We start from the raw sequence: 22,919 nt of genomic DNA, 5'->3' as shown, positions 1-22,919 counted from the left end.
TTAATTTGAGTGGAGCCGCTTGTTAGCTCGTGGGCTCAGCTCTTGTAACCCCGGGCGAAGGTCGTTGGTTCAAATCCAGCCCCCGCTACCAAATTCAGATTAAACCGATTTAGTTAATTCTAAGTCGGTTTTTTCGTTTCTGGGGTTTGTTAATTTGAGTGGAGCCGCTTGTTAGCTCGTGGGCTCAGCTCTTGTAACCCCGGGCGAAGTTCGTTGGTCCCATTCCAGCCCCCGCTACCAAATTCAGATTAAGCCGATTTAGTTAATCCTACGTCGGCTTTTTCGTTTCTGGGGGTTATTAATTTGAGTGGAGCCGCTTGGTAGCTCGTCGGGCTCAGCTCTTGTAACCCCGGGCGAAGGTCGTTGGTCCCATTCCAGCCCCCGCTACCCAATTCAGATTAAGTCGATTTAGTTAATTCTAAGTCGGCTTTTTCGTTTCTGGGGGTTATTAATTTGAGTGGAGCAGCTTGGTAGCTCGTCGGGCTCAGCTCTTGTAACCCCGGGCGAAGGTCGTTGGTACCAATCCAGCCCCCGCTACCCAATTCAGATTAAGCCGATTTAGTTAATCCTACGTCGGTTTTTTCGTTTCTGGGGTTTGTTAATTTGAGTGGAGCCGCTTGTTAGCTCGTGGGCTCAGCTCTTGTAACCCCGGGCGAAGGTCCTTGGTACCAATCTAGCCCCCGCTACCAAATTCAGATTAAACCGATTTAGTTAATTCTAAGTCGGTTTTTTCGTTTCTGGGGTTTGTTAATTTGAGTGGAGCCGCTTGTTAGCTCGTCGGACTCAACTCTTGTAACCTCGGGCGAAGGTCGTTGGTCGCAATCCAGCCCCCGCTACCAAATTTAGATTAAACCGATTTAGTTAGTTCTAAGTCGGTTTTTTCGTTTCTGAGCCCCTTTATTTTCAGTCGACTCAGAAAGTTTCAGTTCTCGCGGTCCCTCTTCTCAAAGAACGATCCAAATTTTAGTGATGCTCTTTACCCCGGTTGCATAATCCGTATGCTTATTTTGTTCGTATGCATTTGGAAAGGAATCCGGAGGAAAGCTATGAATTGGGCTGTATCTTCAATCATCATGTTTCTATTTTGCTCGTTGCTGTTTATCAGGCCAGTCTTAGCAGAGGTTGTTGAAGTTGAGCAAGGTCAGGCATGTCCCGACCTGCTTAACTACCGCTTTAAACGACTAGGTCAAGATCAATATGAAAACCTATGCGAAGCATATTCTGGAAAGCTCATACTCGTGGTTAATACCGCCAGTAAATGTGCTTATACGCCTCAGTATGATGGTCTTGAAAAGCTCTACCGAAAATATAATTCCTCTGGTTTTGTCGTACTCGGTTTTCCCTCTAATGATTTTGCCGGTCAAGAGCCTGGTACTGAAAAACAGATCCTTAATTTTTGCCGCTTAACCTACAGCGTTGAGTTTACTATGTTTGAGAAAGTTCACGCTATTAAGGGTAAGGCTCACCCTTTTTATCAGCACTTAGCAAGTTTGGCAGATGGGCAGTACCCCGGATGGAATTTCCATAAATACCTTATCTCCCCAGAAGGCGAATTAATCGCTAATTTCAAAAGCTTCACTAGGCCTTCAGATAAAGGCTTGGTTAATCTCATTGAGGCGAATTTACCTAATGGATGAGTTGTTTGATCAAAATACAAAAGCGGTTCCTACCTCAAGGATCTCACGACTAAGTAAGTTAGGGGTTCTAGCAAGCAAAGTTGCCGGTAATATGCTGGTGGATGGTGGTAAAGAGCTGATGCAAGGCAAATCACCAGCAATAAGAGATCTCCTTATCTCCGAGAAAAACTTAAAACAGCTAGCAGATAAGCTGGCCACTATGCGTGGTGCGGCTATGAAGGCTGGGCAATTGCTTTCGATGGATGCAGGAAGTTTAGTTCCGCCTGATATGGCTGTATTGCTAGAGCGATTAAGAGCCGATGCGGTTACTATGCCAGCTGTTCAGTTATTAGATGTACTGGAAAAAAATTGGGGGGATGAGTGGCAGGATCAATTCCAGCGTTTTAGTTTTAAGCCAATTGCAGCCGCTTCGATCGGACAAGTCCATAAAGGCTTAGCGCTCGATAACAGGGAGCTCGCGATAAAAATCCAATACCCTGGTGTCAGAGAGAGTATCGATAGTGATTTAGATAATGTTTTCGGACTATTGCGTTTCAGCGGTTTGATTCCCAAGGACTTAGATCTAACCCCACTGGTTGATGAAGCACGGAGACAATTAAAGCTTGAAGCGGATTATCGCCATGAAGGCCAGCAACTACGAAATTACGCTGCGAACATGGCTACTTTCTCTCGGCGAGAAGAGTTGATGTTCCCTGCATATCATGAGGATCTTTCGACCGATCAAATCCTATGTATGAGTTATATGCAGGGGCAATCTATAGAGAAATTAGCTTACGCCTCTCAAGAAGAGCGGAATCGCGTGATGTCTTTGATGATGGAGTTATTTTTTGCTGAATTTCTAGACTATCGCTGTGTGCAAACAGACCCGAATTTAGCTAATTTTCTCTACAACCTAGAGAGTAAGCAGTTAGTCCTTTTAGACTTCGGGGCGACGCGTGAGTTTGAACCTTCTTTTGTTGATAACTATCAAAAAGCATTGCACGCAGCTACTGTCGAAGATCGTACAGCATTGGCCTCAGCATTAGACAAGCTAGGCTTTTTTGCTCAGGGTAAGGAAGTAAAAAATCTCGATGTCGTTTTGGACATCTTTATTCTCGCGACTGAGCCTTTGAGGTTTAAAGGAAACTATGATTTTTCAGGTTCGCAATTGGCGGAGAAAATTAGAGATAAAGGCCTCTCGATTAGTAGCGACCCTGATGCATGGCACTCACCACCACCGGATATACTTTTCCTTCATCGAAAAATGGCTGGGTTGTATCTCATGGCGACACGCTTTAATGCTTCAATTGATATGAATCGATTAGTTTCTCGATATTGGTGAGCATTGATCATTGCAGCGTTTTCTAAGACGCCATGCTGCGAAGCGTGTGTAGATAAACTCTAATAAGGGCTCTAATTTTAGGGCCCTTATTAAACTAGCAATTCTTTTATAACGCGTCAGGTTTTCCCAAATTAAGAGGAAGCTTGCGACACCTGTGATGGTTGTTCCATCGCTATTAATACTGTGAAGCCTCTCCATCGCTGCGTTTAGTTCTATGTTGTGATCAGATAAGCTCTCTGGATTCAGATGTATATCTACCCATTCAATAGAACTCTCAGTATCTACTCGTTGGTAATGATGAATCTCTTTTTTACAAAGAGGGCATCCACCGTCGAAAAATACGATCGGTTTAGCTTTTGATTCTTGCAACATAGTGTTTGTTCACAACAGGTTTATTCATCCGTTACGAAAGAACCCTTTGATCGGTTCAGGTGTTTACGCCGTATTAGTTTGTATGAACAGTGTAAACAGCAGACTAAAAAATGTAGTGTTAATAGGCGCTACAGGTGGGATAGGATCAGCACTGATTAAGCGGCTTCTTCAAGATCCGGAAGTTGGGCATATATTTGCTTTTTCACGCTTGTCAGCAGAAAAGCCAATAGAGTTACGCAACGACAAGGTAACTTATGGTTATGTCGATCTCTATTCGGAAAAGAGCATTTTTCAATTGGGCGTGCTTCTAGAAAGCATAGAGCTTGATTTGGTCTTGGTTTGTTCTGGACTCCTCCATGATGAGCATACTCAGCCTGAAAAGCGCCTCAGCCAGATTAATATGGAAAACTTCCAAAAGCTTTTCCATATTAATGCTACAGCACCTATGTTAATTGCGCAGCAGCTTGTTCCTTTGCTTAATAAAAAGGGCAAAGCTGTATTTGCTGTGATTTCTGCTCGAGTGGGCAGTATCAGTGATAATCGCTTGGGTGGTTGGTATGGTTATAGAGCCAGTAAAAGTGCTCTGAATATGCTTCTAAAAACCTTATCGATAGAGACACAGAGAAAACTTCCTCAATCTATCATTGTGGGTTTGCATCCGGGCACAGTGAACACAATGTTGTCCCAGCCATTTCAGAGTAAGGTTCCAGCAGAAAAATTATTTACTCCTGAGCAATCTGCTAGATATTTGTTTGGTGTCCTAGAGACGCTACGTCCTGAACATAGCGGGAGAGTATTTGCATGGGATGGTGCAGAGATACTCCCCTAATGCGCAATTACCTAACGGATATGCCTGCCACCATCTAAAGACAATGTCCTGCCCGTCATATATTTGCTATCTAGTAGATAATCTACCGCTTTAATTATCTCTTCAGTACCAGGCGCAATTTTTAAAAGGGATTTGTCTAATGCTTTAGCTTTATAAGCACTGTCATCTTCAGGGTTAAACATGATCAATGAGGGGGCGATAGCATTTACTTTGATCTTTGGTGCGAGAAGAGATGAAAAGGATAAGGTCATATTGCTAAGTGCCGCTTTGCTCGCAGCATAAGCGATATGTTTATCGCTACCTTTGTCGACAACATAGTCAGTAATATTAATGATGTCAGTAGTAGATTCGCAATTTTCTAGCAGGGGTTTTAGTGCCAAATTAAGTTGGTAAGGAACGCCAGCATGGATCATCATCATTTTGTTAAAGATGTCATCAGCAGAATGCTTGCTGGTTTCGGGTAGCCAGTCTGAAGCATTGTGAATAATGCCCCTAAGGCTGGTGTAGTTACTTTTTACATGGTCGATAAGACGATTGAGGTCTTCTTGTTTATAAAAGTCACACTCAATCAGGTCGGCATCAGAGATCTCCTCAAAATTATCGTAATAGGTTCTATACGTTCCAATAACAGGGATGCCGTGCTGTATAAAATGTTTGCCCAATGCAAACCCGATACGTTTGCCTACGCCAGTGATAAGGATTGGTTTTGAGTTGTTTACCATCTTTTCTGATATCCGTATTAGTGACGTGTGTCAGCAAGTTGTTTCCAAGGTAGAGAGGTTTCAAAGCTATCTGGGAAAACGCTTGGAGGCTGTCCGACCATTTCGTCATAAGCGCTGTTGGGTCTGCGAAGTGTGTAGTGCCCAACATCGACAAATTGGAAGATCTCTTGTATCTCAAGAAGACTGCGACTTTTAAAGGGATCGTCGCCTTGATATAGGAGACGTTCTTGTCCTTCTGCTACTACTGTGACTTGATAAAGCATCCAATCTAGTGAGTGAATAACAACTTTATCTATCGGTTCAAGGTCATGTATATCTTCTATCTGAAGTTTCATCGCTATCACCTACTTATGTTAAAAACTCTGCTCTTGTACGTTCGTTAGTCTTGAAGATGCCGCCGAGTGCAGTGGTTTCAGTTGCTGAATTGACATCCATGATGCCGCGAGATTTGACGCAGTAATGTGTTGCTGAGATAGAAACAGCAACGTTATCTGTTTCTAGTAGAGTCTGAAGCGCAATAAGAATTTGCTTTGTAAGCCTTTCTTGAACTTGCGGGCGTTGGCTAAAGAATCTAACGAGGCGGTTGATCTTTGATAAGCCGATGATTTTTTTGTTAGGGATATAGGCTACTTTTGCTGTGCCATCTATAGTCACGAAATGGTGTTCGCAGGAGCTTACGAGATTGATGTCGCGGACTTTGACCATCTCGTCCACATCCATTTTGTTTTCGATCATAGCTATCGCTGGAAAATTCTTATAATCCAGACCAGAGAAAATCTCATGCACATACATCTTCGCTACGCGATGGGGTGTTTCTCGTAAACTATCATCTTCTAGGTTAAGACCTAAGGTGCTCGCAACTTCAGCCATAAGCCCTTTTATTCGTTCGTACTTTTCGTCTTGGGTTAGAGGGGATTCGATGGTGGGGGTCTCTAATCCTTTTTCTATGAGTTGGTCTCGAACGGCAGCAGCTTCTGCAGAAATCATAATGTTACCCCTAACAGTATTTGTCCTTAATACGAGATAAATATTGATCTAGATCAATAAAATTGTAGCGCTTTATGAGGAGGAGGTGGGGGCTGATCCTGATTCTTATAAGGGAGTGTGAAACAAAAAAGGGGGATGTGAAAGAAAGCTGACATCATTTAATGCCAGCTTCTGGGTGTAGCTTGATGGTTAGAGTTAGCTCAAACGTTCCACTGCAAGTTCATCTGCAATTTCACCCGTAGGGCGATTTTCCTTTGTCGAACGATTAAATATTTCGTTGAGTGTATCTCCGATACTTTCAATATGTGCCTTGGCTTTTTCTACGTCATATCCGCTGCGCTCATAGGATATATCAATGATCCCGCCTGCATTGATGGCGTAATCTGGTGCATAGAGAATGCCACGATCATGTAAGTCATGATCGTGTTGAGGGCGTGCTAACTGGTTATTAGCTGCACCAGCAATGACTTTTGCTTTGATAAGTGGGATGGTTTCATCATTCAAGCTAGCACCTAATGCGCAAGGAGCGACTACATCAACCTCCTGCAGCAGAATTTGGTCTAGTGGGACTGCCTTAGCTCCCAGCTCGTTCACTGCCTTTTCTACTTGCTCTGGATTGATATCACTGACAAATAGCTTGGCGCCTTCTTTATGGAGGTATTCAGCTAGGCGGTACCCCACGTTCCCAACACCTTGTATCGCGACTTTAAGTCCTTTGAGATCAGTGATGTTTAGTCGATGCTTTACGGCTGCTTTTAAACCTATAAATGTTCCGTATGCCGTTGCCGGTGATGGATCGCCGTTAGAGGGTTGGCCATCGATACCTAGATGTTCTGTCACCCCTGCAACATTATCCGTATTTTGTTCGATGATTCTTAGATCAGGTACGGATGTCCCCGAATCTTCAGCAGCAATATATTGGTTCCCCGTTCGTTCTAAAAAACGTCCCATTGCTGCTAGGAGCTCTTTGGTTTTGTGCTTGCGAGGATCGCCAATAATAACTGACTTACCGCCACCTAAAGCTAGGTTGGCCAAAGCTGATTTGTAAGTCATCCCTTTGGATAAACGCAGTACATCGGTTAGTGCTTCTTCGTCGTTAGCGTAATTCCACATTCGGCACCCGCCTAAAGCTGGGCCGCGTTGGGTGTTATGAATAGCGATTATTGCTTTTAGGCCTGTTTCTGGGTCATTACAAAAGACGATCTGTTGATGTTGATCGAATTCCGAGTGGTTAAAAATAGTCATTACAATTCCTGAAACATCTCTATCGACATAGGGAGCCAGCGACAGAGCATTGGGTAATACTGAAAGAATAAGAATTAAAGCCTTTTGCTTAGAGATCAAAGCTTCCATTATGAAGCCATTGATAATTTGCTATGGCTTTAGGATTTAGCAATCCAACTATCAAAGGTTTTGTCTTGGCTGACTCGAAGAAAAGGGAGTGAAGATGAGTGAGAGAAAGCAGTCATATGATTTTACCTCTTGGTTGGATCGCAACCAGATGATTAAGTACACAGAATGTGAAAAGTACCGGCCCTTTTGAGGCGGTAACAGAGCGAAATATTACCAGTGATTTTAGGGCAATAACACTGTGGCTTTAGCTTCTGCATGTAGAAAATAAGCGAAATTATTGTCACTGGTTATACTTATAACGGCTTTAACCTAACCATGAGGTTCTTTAAACAGATGGATGTTAACGCGATTGTTTATATCGGTGGAGACTTGGATAGTGAAGGGTGCTCTGCAGCGACACGCTATGATATTGGCTTGCGCTGTATTGAGTATGTTTTAGAACAGCTGCCTCCAGAAATCACCTCGGTTATATTGTTGGCTGATAGCAATCAGCCTCAAATCGAAGATTTGTCCTTGCCGATTATTTATGTAGACGCTTCTCCTAAAGGCTTTTTATCAGACCTTCATAAGGTTCTATCGGGGCAGTCGGATAGCCATTTTTTAGTGTTATCTGGGGCAGATGATCGGTTTACTAATGAGCATTACTCACAACTTTTGGATCACTCTGCAAGGTTGCCTCATATGACAGTTATATCCACCCACCAGGGTGAAATATTGCCTTTCCCCATGATTCTACCAGCCGGGGTCTCTGGTGATATAAGGGATTTTCTTTCTGAATCTGAGGGGTCTGTGGCTGATTGGTTAGAACAAAGTGTGTTTATTGAGTGTGAACTTACAGATGTTCCTTATTTACTGTAAAACATAAGCTGAGTTGCATTACCTCTGCTGGAATAGTCTTTTTGTTTTTGTCGTAGATAGGTAGGTGCTGAATCAGCCGCAGCTTTAAAACCGTGTTTTTGGTAGAAGGGTGCTATTTCCTCATAGGCAAAGCAAAAAAGATAAACATCTAGGTTTATCTGTTTTGTACAAATCTCTTTCAACAAATAGCTGCCTAGTCCTAGGCTCCTTTGTTGCTTATCTACCCACAATCCTCTCAGGAGGACTGTCTTGCGTTGCGCTGAGAAATGATGCTCTGGGATAGTTGAGAGCCTTGCCGCAGCGATTATTTCCTTATCTCTTGTTAGCCAGATACAGCGATCATCCGGTTGAATGCGCCCCTTATGACCATTCCGTTTATAAAAACGCCCTAGGTCTGGTGATTGAAGGTCTACGCCTATAGCAGAATGTATATTTATATTAGTAGCCACGGTTACCTAACCCTCACTCATAAATGCCTTTTAGGCCTTAGTTTTCAATTTCTGAAATGCAGCCTACAAAAGGTATTGCGTTTAAATTAAATGATCTTCTTTAGTCATGTTTTGATTATATCTAAAGTCGCCACATCTGGATTGTGCTTGTGTTTGGTGCAGGTGCACAAAACCAGGATCAACTTTGGTGCATGGATTGGTGGGCGGTAGAGGTAAAATATATGGCTTTTACTTAACTTGCTGTTTTTAAAGATAATATTTTAGTTGGCACGTGGCGTGCTTTATGAGTGGTAATTATGAAATATTATTTTGAGGGGACAATATTATGGTTAAATCTACTACTAAATCTTTGATCGCTGTGGGTCTACTATCTGCTTCAGCTTTGGCGCAGGCTGGCTTATCTGCAAATATTGGTGCTTCCAGTGAATACTACTTCCGTGGCTACGATCTGTCTGAGGGACCGATGATGAGTGGTGGTTTGGATTATGAAGCTGATAATGGACTTTACGCAGGTGTTTGGGTTGCAGGCTTTGAAAACCCTACAGATGCTTCAGATCCAGCAACTAGTGATGATAATGAGCTTGAGTATGACATTTACGGTGGCTATGCAGGTGAATTCGGCGATATTTCTTATAGCGTAGGTTATACCGGTTATTTTTATAAAGAAGCTGATATTTCATTCCACGAGATCAACTTTAACTTCGGTTATGAGTTCTTGAGCCTAGAAGCTACCTTCGGTACAGAAGACGATGATACTTCCGCTGATGCTACAGATGATGATTATACATTCATCGCTTTAACTGGTGAGTATGAGGGTGCATATCTGACTCTAGGTACTTACGGTAAAGATTACGATGGTGATTATGCGGAACTTGGTTACGGCACTTCTTTCCAAGGTCTAGATTTCGGTGTTGCTTATGTGAGCACTGATAGTGATATTGATTCAGATGGTATGTATTTCACTATCGGTAAATCATTCGATCTATAAACAAGCATCGCCTCTGATTGATGTATACATGCTAGGAATTTTTGCCCATCTTCGGATGGGCTTTTTTTAGCTAAGATACAAATAAAAATGCCGTGCTAAGCACGGCATTTTTATTTTGACTAGGGTGTTTGCTTAAGAGCAAAGTGCATCTAGTTTTTGTTTTAGTACGCCTTGAACTTGGCCTGGGTTGGCTTTGCCTTGAGAGGCTTTCATTACTTGGCCCATAAAGAAGCCAATCATCTTGCCGCGTTTCTCTGGCTCAGCATTTACATACTGTTCTACCTGAGGGCCGCTGTTAGCAATCACATCATCAACGATCTTCTCGATAGCGCCGCTGTCTGTTACTTGCTTAAGGCCTTTTGCTTCAATGACTTCATCCGCACTGCCGCCTTCATTCCACATTACTTCAAACACTTGCTTGGCAATTTTGCCAGAGATCGTGTTGTCTTTAATGCGAGCAAGCAGGCCGCCGAGTTGCTCTGCAGATACAGGACTGTCAGCGATAACCGTATCATTTTGGTTAAGCATTTTAGATAGCTCACCCATGACCCAGTTTGCAGATAGTTTTGCGTCCTTAGATGCTTTGGCTACTGTTTCAAAGTACTCAGCCGTAGTGCGATCGCCTGAAAGTACCATCGCATCGTAATCGCTCAGTTTATACTCTTCGATAAAGCGAGCTTTGCGCGCATCCGGAAGTTCAGGTAAAGAAGCTCGTACTGCTTCGATATAACTGTCATCGATCTCGATTGGTAGCAGATCTGGGCAAGGGAAGTAACGGTAGTCGTTAGCTTCCTCTTTCGAGCGCATTTCACGGGTCTCGTTTTTCTCAGCATCATACAGGCGCGTTGCCTGAACTACTCGGCCGCCATCTTCAATCAGGTCAATCTGGCGTTCGATCTCACCGGTGATTGCTTTTTCGATAAAGCGGAAAGAGTTGATATTTTTAGTCTCGGTACGCGTACCAAACTCTTCTTCACCTTTGATGCGTACGGATACGTTACAGTCACAACGGAAAGAGCCTTCCGCCATGTTACCGTCACAGATACCTAGACTGGTTACAATCGAGTGAATCTTGCGCACATAGGCAACGGCTTCTTCTGCGCTGCGCATATCTGGCTCAGATACGATCTCAAGTAACGGTGTACCTGCACGGTTAAGATCGATACCTGTCATGCCAGGGAATTCATCGTGAATCGATTTGCCTGCATCTTCCTCTAGGTGAGCACGTGTTACGCCGATGCGCTTCTCCGTACCATCTTCTAGGGTGATGTCAATGTGTCCTACGCCTACGATAGGGTGGAACAATTGACTGGTCTGATAGCCTTTTGGTAGATCAGGATAGAAGTAGTTTTTACGGTCAAAAACCGATCTACGGCCGATCTCAGCATCTACAGCTAGACCAAACTTTACGGCCATGCGGAGTGCTTCTTCGTTGAATACTGGCAGTGTGCCTGGTAGTGCTAGGTCTACCGCACACGCTTGTGTATTAGGTTCGGCACCAAACGCTGTGCTGGCACCGGAAAAGATTTTGGAGTTTGTCGCTAGTTGGGCGTGGATTTCAAGCCCGATTACCGCTTCCCATTCCATAGTGAATAAACCTCTTAGATGCCTTGTGGTGTCTGTTTATGCCAATCAGTCGCCAACTGGAACTGATGCGCAACATTTAGCAGTTTTTGTTCAGCAAAATAGTCGCCAATGATCTGAAGACCTGTTGGTAGACCATTAACACTGCCGCAAGGAACAGACATGCCAGGAAGGCCAGCAAGGTTTAGGGAGATAGTGAAAATATCTTCCATGTACATTGCTACTGGATCAGACGTTTTTTCACCCAGTTTAAAGGCAGGGTGAGGCGTTGTTGGGCCCATGATGACATCAACTTCGGTAAGCACCTTAGCGAAGTCGTCACGGATCAAACGGCGGATCTGCTGGGCTTTGTTGTAGTAGGCATCGTAGAAGCCTTCAGATAGAGCATAGGCACCAACCATAATACGGCGTTTAACTTCAGGTCCGAAACCTTCGCCGCGGCTGCGTTTGTATAGATCTTCTAGATCAACTGGGTCTTCACAGCGATAGCCGTAACGTACACCATCAAAACGAGACAGGTTAGAAGAAGCTTCAGCAGGCGCGATTATGTAGTAAGCAGGAATAGATAGCGCTGTATTTGGCAGGCTGACCTCTTTCACTGTTGCACCAAGCTTTTCAAACTCTTTAATCGCTGCTTGCGTATGTGCAGCAATATCAGAATCCATATCATCCATGAAAAACTCTTTTGGTAGGCCTATGCGTAGGCCATCTAAAGGTTTTTCAAGGTCAGCTGTGTAATCTGGAACTTCACGATCCACAGAAGTGGAATCGTGCTTATCGAAACCAGCCATTACGTTTAGCATCATCGCTGCATCTTCAGCGGTTTTAGTCATTGGGCCACCCTGATCTAGGGAGGACGCAAATGCGATCATGCCGAAACGAGAAACACGGCCATAAGTTGGTTTTAGGCCGGTAATACCGCAAAGCGCAGCAGGCTGACGGATAGAGCCACCTGTATCTGTGCCTGTTGCAGCAGGCGCTAGTTGGGCTGATACTGCTGCTGCAGAACCGCCAGATGAGCCGCCTGGGACACAGTCTGTGTTCCAAGGGTTTTTAGCTGCACCGTAGAAGCTGCTCTCGTTGGAAGAGCCCATGGCAAATTCGTCCATGTTGGTTTTACCCAACATGACCGCACCAGCTTGATTGAATTTGTTAATAACAGTTGCGTTGTAAGGCGCAACAAAGTTATCAAGCATCTTTGATGCACAACTCGTGCGAACGCCTTGTGTACAGAAGATGTCTTTGTGCGCAATCGGTAGGCCGGTAAATGCGCCTGCAGTACCTGCGGCAATGGCTTCGTCTGCTGCTTTCGCCTGAGCTAAAGCTTGCTCTTCAGTCACTGTAATGTAGCTGTTGTATTTACCATCTTCAGCCTTGATGCGTTCTAGGTAGGCTTGGGTTAATTCAACACTACTAAAATCACCCGTCTTCAGCCCTTGAGCTAATTCGGCAAGTGTTTTTTCAAACATGGAATACTTATCCTTAATCAATATTCTGGCTGAATGGGTATCACTCAATAACTTTAGGTACTAAGAACAAACCGTTCTCTACAGCAGGTGCTACAGATTGCAGCTGCTCTCGGTTGTTTTCTTCAGTAACGTCATCGCTGCGTAAGCGTTGTACAGCATCCAGAGGGTGTGCCATTGGTGATACATCGGTGGTATCAACGGCCTGCATCTGATCAACCAGATCCAGAATATTTGTCAGATTTTGCGCGTATTCAGGAGTGTCCTGTTCTTCAATTTGAAGGCGCGCCAGATGGGCGATTTTGTCCACATCAGAGCGATCCAGAGACATAATTTACTCTCGCTTATAGGGGTGGCTTTATGAGAATGCATAAAGGGAAAAAACTTAAAGATGTACGTTACCATATCGTCAAAGCTTCATGAAGATAATTTAGCCAGTGTTTTTAAGTAGTTTTACTGATTTTCGCCTTGCTCAAAGCGCCTACCGTTGTTAGAGTTACGTGTTTTCAGGATATAGCGGCTATACCTGCAGAATTTCTTAGGACTCCCTGTACATGCTCAAGAAAATTCGTGGTCTTTTTTCCAGCGATCTGTCCATTGACCTGGGCACTGCAAATACACTGATTTATGTCCGCGATAAGGATATTGTTCTTGATGAACCGTCTGTTGTCGCGATTCGCCAGACTGGTAATCAAAAATCTGTCGCTGCAGTAGGTGCTGACGCAAAACGTATGCTGGGTCGTACACCCGGTTCCATCACAGCTATTCGTCCAATGAAAGACGGCGTTATTGCCGACTTCCACGTGACAGAAAAAATGCTGCAGTACTTTATCAGTAAAGTTCATGACACTAATTTCCTAACACCAAGCCCTCGTGTATTGGTGTGCGTGCCTTGCAAATCTACCCAAGTAGAACGTCGTGCGATCAAAGAATCGGCGATGGGTGCAGGAGCACGTGAAGTTTATCTAATCGATGAGCCAATGGCTGCTGCAATCGGTGCAGGCTTGCCTGTTGATGAAGCAAGCGGTTCAATGGTTGTTGATATCGGTGGCGGTACGACCGAAATCGCTGTTATCTCTTTGAATGGTATTGTTTATGCGGACTCCGTTCGCCTAGGTGGTGACCGTTTCGATGAGTACATCGTGACTTACGTTCGTCGTAACTACGGTAGCTTGATTGGTGATTCGACTGCTGAGCGTATCAAGCAAGAGATCGGCACGGCTTACCCATCTTCCGAAATGCACGAAATTGACGTGCGCGGTCGTAATCTAGCCGAAGGTATTCCGCGTAGCTTCACGCTTAACAGCAATGAGATTCTAGAAGCGCTTCAAGAGCCGCTTTCTGCGATCGTTCAAGCTGTTAAAAGTGCACTGGAGCAATGCCCACCAGAATTGGCTTCGGATATCGCTGAGCGTGGTATTGTATTGACCGGTGGTGGCGCACTATTGCGTAATATCGATCGTTTGATTAGCGAAGAAACAGGTCTACCTGTAATCGTTGCTGAAGACCCGCTTACATGCGTAGCGCGTGGTGGTGGTCGTGCTCTGGAGCTATTGGATAAGCATGGCTTCGAGCTAGTTAGCCATGATTAACCCATGTGTGATATTGATTCCAGCCTAATATTTGATGCTTGCCTCCGACATATCCACATATGTCAGGGGGTGAGTTATTAAGACTATATTCCTCGGCCGATCTTCTGGCCGTTTTTTCTTTTTTCTGGTTATTTTTGCCTTTGCGCTGATGGCGGCTGACCTTTATTCAGCTAAAGTCAGGGAAGGTCGCGCCTATCTATCCCTAATTTTAACGCCTTTGCAGTGGATTGTTGATATTCCAAGCCGTGTTGCAGGTGAGGTTTCGGATGTTGTGGTTGACCGCAGCCTCCTTGTGAAAGAAAACGCAAAGCTTAAATCCGAGGCGTTACAGTTGGAACGTAAAGTCCAGCAAAACGCCGCACTGCGTCAAGAAAATAACCGCTTGCGGGCGCTACTTCGTGGTAGTAAACGGGTTGATGAAGAAGTTGAATTGGTTGAGTTAATCGGTGTGAATCCTGATCCTTTTCAGCATCAGGTGATTATTAACCAAGGCAGTGAAAATGCGGTCACTGTTGGTCAGCCTATATTGGATGCCGGTGGTGTGATGGGGCAAGTGACGGAGATCTCCCATTACACGAGCCGCGTTATGCTGATTACTGATGCTCGACACGCCTTACCTGTAGAAATTAATCGCAATGGTTTTCGTTCTATAGCGCTTGGTAAGGGACAGTTGGATGAGTTAGAGCTCAATCATGTACCAGATACGGCAGATATTGAAAAAGGCGACTTGGTTATCACTTCGGGTTTGGCTCAGCGATTCCCGCGTGGCTACCCTGTTGCAATTGTATCTGAAGTGATTCGAGATCCTGGTCAACAGTTTACCAAAGTAACCATTAAGCCGACGGCTTTGTTGGATAAATCCCGTCATTTGTTGTTAGTGAAAATGCCAGAACCTAAAGTTGAACCTGACATTGAAGCTCAGCCTCTATCTCAATCACAAGAGGTGAGTGAGTGACGCCTGGGTCGCCTGCTGCTTCGGGTGGTGGATTAATTATCCTTGCCACTTTTCTGATCGGTTTAATGCTTAGTCAGATGCCTCTGCCTTACTACCTAGAATGGGCGCGCCCTGAGTGGATAGCGATGATCCTTATCTATTGGGTCATGGCGTTACCCCATCGCGTTGGCATGGGTATGGCTTTTTTCTTGGGTTTGTTTCTAGATGTTATTAAGGGCAGTGTCTTAGGTCTAAATGCACTATCACTGACGATAATTGCCTTTTTAACATTGCTTTTACATCAAAGACTTAGAATGTTTCCCGTCATACAGCAGGCCATGATGGTGATGGTGCTGGTGGGAATCAATCAGTTACTATTTCATTGGATGCAGGCGTTCACAGGTTATACTGGTGAGAGCTTGATATTCCTTCTGCCTTGCCTAATCAGTGGGCTCCTATGGCCTTGGTTGTTTGTTTTTTTACGCGGTATTCGCCGCTTATTCCGAATACGCTAAAAGAAGGCCTTTAAATGGAATTGATTCTTGCCTCAGCTTCCCCAAGACGAAAAGCATTACTCGATCAGATAGGAGTGCAATGTTCTGTAAAGCCAGTTGATATCTGTGAAGATGTTAGAGATGCTGAGCTAGCAATGGATTATGTTGAGCGATTAGCGATTGAAAAAGCGCAAGTTTGCTTTGATTTAACTGATGGCTCTAAAGCAGTGTTAGGTTCTGATACTACCGTTGTGCTTGATGGTAGGATTATGGGAAAGCCTGCGGATCAAAATGAAGCAATAGAAACGCTTCAAAGGCTTTCAGGTAATACTCACCAAGTACTCACCGCAGTTGCGGTAGTGACAGCGGAACAAACAAGATCTGTTGTAGTCACAACCGACGTTAGTTTTCGGCCAATTTCGTTGGCTGAGTGTGAAGCGTATTGGCGATCGGGTGAGCCGCAAGATAAAGCTGGATCTTATGGTATTCAAGGATTTGGCGCTGTGTTTGTTGAAGAGATTAAGGGTAGCTATTCTGCAGTAGTGGGTTTGCCTCTGACAGAAACAGCTGAAATGTTAGTGCAGGCGGGTATTCGCATCTGGCATTCGCAAGAGAATTAAGGATAGGGCATGGGCGAAGAGATACTGATCAACTTTACACCGATGGAAACTCGGGTTGCGGTTATCGAAAATGGGATGCCGCAAGAAGTATATGTAGAGCGTGTTCATCGTAGAGGTATTGTCGGCAATATTTACCAAGGTAAAGTTGTGCGCGTTTTACCAGGTATGCAGGCTGCATTTGTAGATATTGGTTTGGAGCGCGCTGCATTTATTCACGTTGAAGAGGTGCTTTCTCAAAGTGCCACGCATGAAGAAAAAGCCAATACCTCTATTGCTCAAGTGCTTCGTCAAGGTCAATCTTTGCTTGTTCAAGTGACTAAAGATCCTATTGGTACTAAAGGTGCTCGTCTTACTACTCACCTTTCTCTTCCTTCCCGATATTTGGTGTGTATGCCAGGTAATAGTCATGTTGGTGTTTCCCAGCGAATAGAAGATCTAGAAGAACGTGATCGATTACGTGCGATCATGAAAAAGCTTGTTTCCACCGATGATGGTGAGCCTGCGGGTTTTATATTGCGGACGGTTGCTGAAGGTGCTGCAGAAGCTGAGTTGGAAGCAGATACTCAGTTCTTAAGACGTTTATGGGCTTCGATTAAAGAAAAGATCGCAACCGCTAAAGCGCCAAGTGTCATCTATGAAGACCTGCCGCTAAATATGCGGGCGCTACGAGATATGGCGCATTCAGGTCTAGAGAAGATCAGAATTGATTCCAAAGAGACGTTCCAAAAAGCGGAAGACTTTGTAAAAACGCTGGTGCCTGAAGTTGCTGATACGCTTGAGTATTATCCGGGTGAACGGCCTATTTTTGACCTCTTTAATGTGGAAGAGGAGATACAAAGAGCCTTAGGCCGTAAGGTTGAACTGAAGTCAGGTGGCTACCTGATTTTTGACCAAACCGAAGCGATGACGACGGTTGATGTAAATACCGGTGCGTTTGTTGGTCATCGAAATCTTGAAGAAACGATCTTTAAAACGAACCTCGAGGCAGCAACGGCGATCGGTCGTCAGCTTCGCTTACGTAACCTTGGCGGTATTATCATTATCGACTTTATCGATATGGAAGATGCTGATCATCAGCGCCAAGTGCTTAGAACTCTTGAACGCGTGTTAGAGCGAGATCACGCGAAGTGTAAAGTTACAGGTGTATCCGATCTTGGTTTAGTGGAGATGACCCGTAAGCGCACCCGTGAAAGTTTGGAACAGGTGCTCTGCGATGTTTGTAGTGAATGCCAGGGGCGGGGGTCAATTAAAACGCCTGAAACGGTTTGTTATGAGATTTTTCGTGAGATTCTTCGCCAGCATAGGGCCTATGATACCGATAGCTATCTAGTATTAGCAGCGCAGCCTGTGGTCGATTATCTGCTTGATGATGCTTCCAACCACGTAGCAGAGTTAGAAGCTTTTATAGGCAAGACGATTCGTTTTCAGGTGGAGCCAATGTATAACGCTGAAAACTTTGATGTAGTTTTACGCTAAAGCTAAAAAGGATTGCTAGTGAAACGCCACGCTCATTCTGTCTTTTGGTTCCTATATTGGGGGCTTGCTGCGCTTGCAGCAATTGTGGCGCTTTTGCTGTTCTGCATTAAAATCTTAGTAGAGGATGTTGATAAGTATCGACTAGATATCCAGCAACGTTTATCTGAACAACTCTCTGCGCAAGTTCACATTGCAAGCATTGAAGGTACATGGCGTGGCTGGCAGCCAGTCATTTCACTTCGCGGCGTATCGGTGGATCAAATAGAGGCGGAAAAAGGTGCTTCATTTGGTTTGCTGGAGGGCGTTGTTGCCTTAGATACAGGGGCCTCGTTAAAGGCACTTACACCTGTGTTTTCCCAGTTTGATCTGCAAGGTTTGACGTTGAAGTATGATCAAACACTCGTTTCTAAAGATAGTACCACATCAACTCAAGATATTCTGTCGCTAGAAGCAAAAATGGAGCGGGGCGCTAAACCCCATGAAAGCTCTGACCTTTTATCTTTTCTATTAATGCAGCGTGCGATCAATATTGAAAATACTCGCATTGTTGTTATCCCTAAAAGCGGCGATGAAATAATCGTCGAACCGATACAATTATATCTTCAACATGATGGTGTGTTACACCAGCTTAAAATTGATGCAGATCTAGTGACTGCATCGGGAAAAGCTGATCTGAAATTTGTTGCTGAAGTTGAAGGTGATCCTACAGAAAACGCAGCGAATTTTTATTTAAAGCTTTCTGGACTTGATCAGCAATTACTAAATCCGTGGCTACAGTTAATAAATCTTCAGTTAGATGGTTTGCAGGCTGAACAGGAAATTTGGGGACAAAGCTATAAAGGAAAATTGGCTTACTTAACAGGTAAAACCTCAATTGAGAATTTTGCTTATAATGACTATGTGTTTGAGCAGTTTGCTGTTCAAAGTGCGTTGGTTCGTAGGGATCAAAGCTTTCAGTTACAGATTACTGATCTGATAATTGGCGCTGCGGAAGAGCGATTCACCTTGCCGCGTATGAGCTTAGATCTCGTTCGAAACGGGGCCAAGATCAAACCGCAAAAATTGATGATCGATCGTATTGATCTAAAGCGACTATCAGATTTAGTCATCAAACAGCCTTTTATGCCGAAACCGGCTGTTGAGGTGGTTAATACGCTATCGACGAAAGGTGTTGTGGAAAACTTAATGGTGTCTTGGGGCAAAGATGCTGAGTTATCAGAATTTAAGTTACTTGCGGACCTTAACAAGGTAGGTATTGATGCTTGGGATGATGTGCCTGAGTTAAAAGGAATTAATGGATTATTAAAGGCCGATATTGCTGGAGGAGAGATTCATCTACAAAGCGATGATTTCATCATGCAATACCCTACGTTGTTTGATTATCGCTGGCAGTATCAACATGCTGAAGGTGTAATAGGTTGGCGTTTTGAAGACAAAGGAGTGATGGTTGCTTCCCAATTACTTCGTTTGAAAAACGAAGGTGTATCTGCATCGGGACGTTTCAGTATTTACCTTCCTTTTTCACGTGATGAACAGCCTCTTCTGAATCTGCAAATTGGTATGCAGAGCAGCGATGGTTTGCATGCTAAATATTACATTCCTCCAAAGGAAGTGGGTATAAAGACTTACGATTGGCTAGTAGCAGCTATTAAGCAAGGGCATATCAATCAGGCGGGTTTTGTACTAAATGGTGTTACTCGCTCACGATTAGATGATTACCAATTGCCTAGTGTGCAGATGTTCTTTGATCTGAGTGATGCGTCTTTTGAATATCAGCCGGGTTGGCCTGAAATTAACAAAGCGGATAGCTTTGTTTTCTTTCGTAATGGAGAATTAACTGCTGAGGCCAAAGGCGGGAAAATCTACAATTCTGATATTGATTTTGCTTGGGTTCATCTTCCAGTCTCTACTGATAAGTTACTTATAACAGGTAGTGTTAATGGCTCAACAAAAGATATAGAACGCTTATTAACTCAAAGTCCGCTGCGAAAAGAGGTCGGTGATGAGTTAGCGGCTTGGGAAATGGCAGGGGATACAGCGACCCGTATTGAGATTGATTTACCTCTCAAGGGCAATAAAGCGCCAAAAGTTGATGTCAATTCCTCAATTGCAAAGGGGCGTTTCCATTCCAAACAAGAGGGCATTGATTTTTCTAATATCACTGGATCTGTGAGATACAGTTCCTCCAATGGCCTTTCCTCTAAGAAGCTTGATGCGAGATTGTTTGAACAACCTATCACTGCAGCTATTAGTACTCAGAAACGTAAAACTGCCATTGATATTCGTGGTGCGGTGAAAGCGGACTATTTAAGGGAATGGTTAGGCTTAGATCTTTTAAGAGTCGCTCAAGGGAAGCTTTTTTATAGTGCACGATTGGATATGTGTCCGGGTAAAAGCTGTAATCAGTTGGTTATCAAAAGTGATTTAAAAGGTATCGCCTTATCAGCACCGTCACCACTTGCAAAAACGGCTGCTCAATCGAGTCAGTTAACCATCATCAGTGATTTAGGTCGCCAGTTTAAAGATGATCGAAGTGTTGTACGTTTTAACTTAGGTAATCAGCTACGTGGCGTGATGCTAAATAGCAATAATAAGGTCTCAAGAGGACGCTTCACTTTGGGTGGGGAGAGACCAGCTTTGCCAACGGCGCAGGGAATTTGGGTCAACGGTCGAGTTGCTATGCTCGATTATGACCAATTAGAGCAGTTTTTCCAAACTGCCGGTTTTACTGAAAGTACTACTGCTAAATCTGGGTCTACTCAAACGGATAATTTATTAAAAGAAGTCGATCTGCAGATTGAACAGTTTAGTTTTGAAGATATTGTACTGGATAAGCTTAAAGTAATTCTTACACCTGATGTTGGTGGTTGGATGCTAACAGCTAATAGTCCTCAAGTAGGTGGTAAGCTCTGGATGCCAGAGGATTCTGACAAGCCTTATAAGGTAAAACTAGGCCATCTCCGTATTGAGAAAGATGAAAGTGATAGTGAGCAGAGTGGTACTGCGATCACGCCGCCTGTAGATCCTACAGTTTTACCTAAGCTCGATTTTAGCGTCGACAACTTCGAACTCAATAAGCTTCCTTTGGGAAGTTGGCGATTTATATTAAGGCCAACCCCTTCAGGGGCTGTAGTGAAAGATATTTCAGGCAATATGCATGGTTCTTTGGTTCGGGGTGAATTGCGTTGGGATAAAAATGGCAAAGAACTCTCCGACCTTACAGTAAAACTAGATAGTCAGGACTTTGGCAAAGTTCTCGATGCATGGGGTATCTCAGATACCTTAGAAACCAAAAGCCTAAATGCCTACTTACAGCTTTCATGGAGTGGAGCTCCTTGGAAGTTTGAAGTAGGTCAGTCGAATGGTGAAATGCAGTTCACGGCGAAGAATGGACGTCTACTCGATGTTGGTAACTCAGGTAATATTCTCCGCATCTTCGGTATTTTAAATCTGCAATCATTAGGACGAAGGCTTAGGTTGGACTTTACCGATCTGGTCAAGACTGGTGTTGCTTTTGATGAGATGAAAGCAGATTACTCTATTAAAAAGGGTATAGCGCATACATCCGACCCTTTTATTATGACGGGACCATCCGCCAATATGGCTATGAGTGGTAGCTTGAATCTAATCAACGAAACGGTTGATAAGGAGATTGAAGTCGCTTTACCTGTTACGGATAACATTCCTCTAGTAAGTGTATTGCTCGGCGCCCCGCAAGTAGCGGGTGCGGTTTTCCTTTTTGATAAATTGATTGGTGATCCTTTAGCTAAGTTCACTACGGTTAAGTACCGTATGAGTGGAGATTGGGGTAATCCGGAAATCGATGTGGATCTAAATCAGAAAAAAGAGCAACCGGAAGTGGATCAGGAGCTTCATGATGGCTAAATTAGCAGTTGCGCAGATGGTTTCAGGGGAGTGTGTTGATACAAATTTAGAAACTGTTGAGTTGCTGGCTGAAGAGGCTGCTAATTCAGGAGCGCAATTATTACTCCTGCCTGAGAATTTTGCGTTGCTAGATTCTCGTGCTCTGATTGATTTGGCTAGGGGTGAAGTCAAAACTCGAAGAATACACAATCTATTATCTTTGCTAGCAAAGAAATATAACCTTTGGATTGTGGCTGGAAGTGTGCCTGTATTGACCCAGGGAGCTGATGAAGCAAAGGATAAAGTTTGGGCTAGCTGCTTGGTCTTTGATAGTCAGGGGGAGCAGAAAGCCTCTTATAATAAGATTCACCTGTTTGACGTTGATCTAGCTGATGCGCATGCGGCTTATAGGGAATCAGATTTTATTCAAGCGGGAAGTGATCTCGTTACTGTTGATACTCCGTTTGGCTGTATTGGCCTAGCCATTTGTTACGATCTAAGGTTTCCGGAGCAGTTTCAAAAATTACGTCAAATGGGCGCGGATATAATTACAGTTCCTTCGGCTTTTACCTACGTGACAGGAAAGGCACATTGGGAGGTCTTGTTGCGCGCACGGGCAATAGAGAATCAATGCTATGTTCTAGCAGCTAACCAAGGGGGCGAACATAGTCCTAGCCGCAAAAGTTGGGGCCATTCGATGATTGTGGGTCCTTGGGGGGAGGTGCTTACGGTTAGAGAATCTGCAGGTAAGGGCTTAGTGTTTGCCGATATTGATTTAAAAGACGTGCAAGACAGGCGAGGTGCCATGCCTGTCATGCAGCATAGAGCTAAAGCGGGCTTTTAAACACCATCTACCTCACGTAAATACTTAAACAGTTTTCTGGCTGCTGCCGGTGGCTTTTCCAGTTTCTGTTCTTTTTGAGCATTACGAATTAATTGACGCAAATGCTGGATATCGGCATTTTTATGTTCGGCAACATAGGCTTGAAGTGCACTGTTGCCTTCACCTATCAGTCGGTCTCGCCAGCGTTCTAATTTATGGAACGCTTGGGTATGTGCCTGATGACCTGCTTCGAATAGTCCGATAGCTTGCTCTATCTCTTCGCTATCTTCAGTGCGTAGCAGTTTGCCGATAAACTGCAGATGCCTTTTTTGAGCGCCATTAGATTTAATGCGGTGAAACTCATCGATTGCACTACGTAAGCGGTCATCTAATGAAAGCTTATCGAGTTGCTCTTTATTGAGCTTCGTTAGCTTTGCACCCAAATCCTGCAGCGCATGCATCTGCTTTTTAACATCAGTTTTACTCAGCCATTCCTCTTCAGATTCTGGCTGTAGGTGATCAAAATTGTCGTTTTCGCTCATGTGATTTC

The 22,919-nt window shown here is 44.1% G+C and carries 22 protein-coding genes; 12 read left to right on the top strand and 10 right to left on the bottom strand.

The genetic code is table 11. The annotated features are described in order from the left end of the window. Nucleotides 1-1,046 precede the first annotated feature (1,046 nt). Complete coding sequence (locus ACMXYP_RS12870; protein ID WP_415882039.1) at nucleotides 1,047-1,637, top strand: glutathione peroxidase; 591 nt, start codon at nucleotides 1,047-1,049, stop codon at nucleotides 1,635-1,637. After that, nucleotides 1,630-2,958 carry an ABC1 kinase family protein gene (locus ACMXYP_RS12865; RefSeq protein WP_415882038.1) on the top strand — a complete coding sequence of 443 codons (1,329 nt, stop codon included), beginning with the start codon at nucleotides 1,630-1,632 and terminating at the stop codon, nucleotides 2,956-2,958. Before ACMXYP_RS12870 ends, ACMXYP_RS12865 begins: the two co-directional genes overlap by 8 nt. Here ACMXYP_RS12865 and ACMXYP_RS12860 read toward each other — a convergent pair. Further along, complete coding sequence (locus tag ACMXYP_RS12860) at nucleotides 2,938-3,330, bottom strand: thiol-disulfide oxidoreductase DCC family protein (RefSeq protein WP_415882037.1); 393 nt, start codon at nucleotides 3,328-3,330, stop codon at nucleotides 2,938-2,940. The genes ACMXYP_RS12865 and ACMXYP_RS12860 overlap by 21 nt on opposite strands. A 46-nt stretch (nucleotides 3,331-3,376) precedes the next feature. Between ACMXYP_RS12860 and ACMXYP_RS12855 the strand changes: the two genes are divergently transcribed. After that, nucleotides 3,377-4,159 carry an SDR family NAD(P)-dependent oxidoreductase gene (locus ACMXYP_RS12855; protein WP_415882036.1) on the top strand — a complete coding sequence of 261 codons (783 nt, stop codon included), beginning with the start codon at nucleotides 3,377-3,379 and terminating at the stop codon, nucleotides 4,157-4,159. A gap of 11 nt (nucleotides 4,160-4,170) precedes the next feature. Here the strand turns inward: ACMXYP_RS12855 and folM are convergent, their stop codons facing one another. The 4 genes from folM to ACMXYP_RS12835 form a co-directional block, all read right to left on the bottom strand. Next, nucleotides 4,171-4,881 carry a dihydromonapterin reductase gene (folM, locus tag ACMXYP_RS12850; RefSeq protein WP_415882035.1) on the bottom strand — a complete coding sequence of 237 codons (711 nt, stop codon included), beginning with the start codon at nucleotides 4,879-4,881 and terminating at the stop codon, nucleotides 4,171-4,173. Nucleotides 4,882-4,898: 17 nt separating this feature from the next. Next, entirely contained in the window at nucleotides 4,899-5,216 is a 318-nt protein-coding gene (locus tag ACMXYP_RS12845) for a DUF6482 family protein (protein ID WP_415882034.1), read from the bottom strand. A 13-nt stretch (nucleotides 5,217-5,229) separates the two neighbouring features. After that, nucleotides 5,230-5,868, bottom strand: coding sequence for a GTP cyclohydrolase I FolE (gene folE / locus ACMXYP_RS12840; RefSeq protein ID WP_415882033.1), 639 nt, complete (start codon nucleotides 5,866-5,868; stop codon nucleotides 5,230-5,232). Nucleotides 5,869-6,063: 195 nt separating this feature from the next. After that, nucleotides 6,064-7,113 (bottom strand): Leu/Phe/Val dehydrogenase, encoded by a 1,050-nt coding sequence (locus ACMXYP_RS12835; protein WP_415882032.1) that lies wholly within the window; start codon nucleotides 7,111-7,113, stop codon nucleotides 6,064-6,066. A 423-nt stretch (nucleotides 7,114-7,536) separates the two neighbouring features. On the opposite strand from ACMXYP_RS12835, the gene ACMXYP_RS12830 reads away from it, so the two are divergent. Continuing rightward, entirely contained in the window at nucleotides 7,537-8,079 is a 543-nt protein-coding gene (locus ACMXYP_RS12830) for an NTP transferase domain-containing protein (protein ID WP_415882031.1), read from the top strand. Here the strand turns inward: ACMXYP_RS12830 and ACMXYP_RS12825 are convergent. Continuing rightward, the gene (locus tag ACMXYP_RS12825) at nucleotides 8,067-8,528 is read right to left on the bottom strand and encodes a GNAT family N-acetyltransferase (protein WP_415882030.1); all 462 of its coding nucleotides are present in this window, start codon (nucleotides 8,526-8,528) and stop codon (nucleotides 8,067-8,069) included. The genes ACMXYP_RS12830 and ACMXYP_RS12825 overlap by 13 nt on opposite strands. A gap of 325 nt (nucleotides 8,529-8,853) precedes the next feature. Between ACMXYP_RS12825 and ACMXYP_RS12820 the strand changes: the two genes are divergently transcribed. Further along, nucleotides 8,854-9,516: a TorF family putative porin gene (locus ACMXYP_RS12820; protein WP_415882029.1), complete on the top strand. Its 663-nt coding sequence runs from the start codon at nucleotides 8,854-8,856 to the stop codon at nucleotides 9,514-9,516. A 132-nt stretch (nucleotides 9,517-9,648) separates the two neighbouring features. Here the strand turns inward: ACMXYP_RS12820 and gatB are convergent, their stop codons facing one another. The 3 genes from gatB to gatC are packed head-to-tail and all read right to left on the bottom strand — an operon-like array spanning nucleotide 9,649 to nucleotide 12,897. Then, nucleotides 9,649-11,103, bottom strand: coding sequence for an Asp-tRNA(Asn)/Glu-tRNA(Gln) amidotransferase subunit GatB (gatB, locus tag ACMXYP_RS12815; protein WP_415882028.1), 1,455 nt, complete (start codon nucleotides 11,101-11,103; stop codon nucleotides 9,649-9,651). 14 nt (nucleotides 11,104-11,117) lie between these two features. After that, entirely contained in the window at nucleotides 11,118-12,569 is a 1,452-nt protein-coding gene (gene gatA, locus ACMXYP_RS12810) for an Asp-tRNA(Asn)/Glu-tRNA(Gln) amidotransferase subunit GatA (protein ID WP_415882027.1), read from the bottom strand. 40 nt (nucleotides 12,570-12,609) lie between these two features. Beyond that, nucleotides 12,610-12,897 (bottom strand): Asp-tRNA(Asn)/Glu-tRNA(Gln) amidotransferase subunit GatC, encoded by a 288-nt coding sequence (gene gatC, locus ACMXYP_RS12805; protein ID WP_415882026.1) that lies wholly within the window; start codon nucleotides 12,895-12,897, stop codon nucleotides 12,610-12,612. Nucleotides 12,898-13,120: 223 nt separating this feature from the next. On the opposite strand from gatC, the gene ACMXYP_RS12800 reads away from it, so the two are divergent. The 7 genes from ACMXYP_RS12800 to ACMXYP_RS12770 all read left to right on the top strand — a co-directional run bounded on the left by ACMXYP_RS12800 (nucleotide 13,121) and on the right by ACMXYP_RS12770 (nucleotide 22,390). Continuing rightward, complete coding sequence (locus ACMXYP_RS12800; protein ID WP_007022323.1) at nucleotides 13,121-14,158, top strand: rod shape-determining protein; 1,038 nt, start codon at nucleotides 13,121-13,123, stop codon at nucleotides 14,156-14,158. 148 nt (nucleotides 14,159-14,306) lie between these two features. Continuing rightward, nucleotides 14,307-15,113 (top strand): rod shape-determining protein MreC, encoded by an 807-nt coding sequence (mreC, locus tag ACMXYP_RS12795; RefSeq protein ID WP_415882025.1) that lies wholly within the window; start codon nucleotides 14,307-14,309, stop codon nucleotides 15,111-15,113. Further along, nucleotides 15,110-15,607, top strand: a complete 498-nt coding sequence (gene mreD / locus ACMXYP_RS12790) for a rod shape-determining protein MreD (protein ID WP_415882024.1) — start codon at nucleotides 15,110-15,112, stop codon at nucleotides 15,605-15,607. Before mreC ends, mreD begins: the two co-directional genes overlap by 4 nt. A gap of 14 nt (nucleotides 15,608-15,621) precedes the next feature. Then, nucleotides 15,622-16,206: a Maf family protein gene (locus ACMXYP_RS12785; RefSeq protein ID WP_415882023.1), complete on the top strand. Its 585-nt coding sequence runs from the start codon at nucleotides 15,622-15,624 to the stop codon at nucleotides 16,204-16,206. Nucleotides 16,207-16,215: 9 nt separating this feature from the next. Next, nucleotides 16,216-17,682, top strand: a complete 1,467-nt coding sequence (gene rng, locus ACMXYP_RS12780) for a ribonuclease G (protein WP_415882022.1) — start codon at nucleotides 16,216-16,218, stop codon at nucleotides 17,680-17,682. An 18-nt stretch (nucleotides 17,683-17,700) separates the two neighbouring features. Continuing rightward, nucleotides 17,701-21,567 carry a YhdP family protein gene (locus ACMXYP_RS12775; protein WP_415882021.1) on the top strand — a complete coding sequence of 1,289 codons (3,867 nt, stop codon included), beginning with the start codon at nucleotides 17,701-17,703 and terminating at the stop codon, nucleotides 21,565-21,567. After that, nucleotides 21,560-22,390: a carbon-nitrogen hydrolase family protein gene (locus ACMXYP_RS12770; protein WP_415882020.1), complete on the top strand. Its 831-nt coding sequence runs from the start codon at nucleotides 21,560-21,562 to the stop codon at nucleotides 22,388-22,390. The genes ACMXYP_RS12775 and ACMXYP_RS12770 overlap by 8 nt, the downstream gene beginning before the upstream one ends. Here the strand turns inward: ACMXYP_RS12770 and yjgA are convergent. Then, nucleotides 22,387-22,911 (bottom strand): ribosome biogenesis factor YjgA, encoded by a 525-nt coding sequence (gene yjgA / locus ACMXYP_RS12765; RefSeq protein WP_415882019.1) that lies wholly within the window; start codon nucleotides 22,909-22,911, stop codon nucleotides 22,387-22,389. The genes ACMXYP_RS12770 and yjgA overlap by 4 nt on opposite strands. Between the last annotated feature and the right edge of the window lie 8 nt (nucleotides 22,912-22,919).

The sequence above is a fragment of the Neptuniibacter sp. QD34_54 genome (assembly GCF_047778055.1).
Lineage (GTDB): Bacteria > Pseudomonadota > Gammaproteobacteria > Pseudomonadales > Balneatricaceae > Neptuniibacter.
The sequence above is the reverse complement of the archived record's forward strand: the minus strand, read 5'-3'. Positions and strand labels throughout refer to the sequence as shown.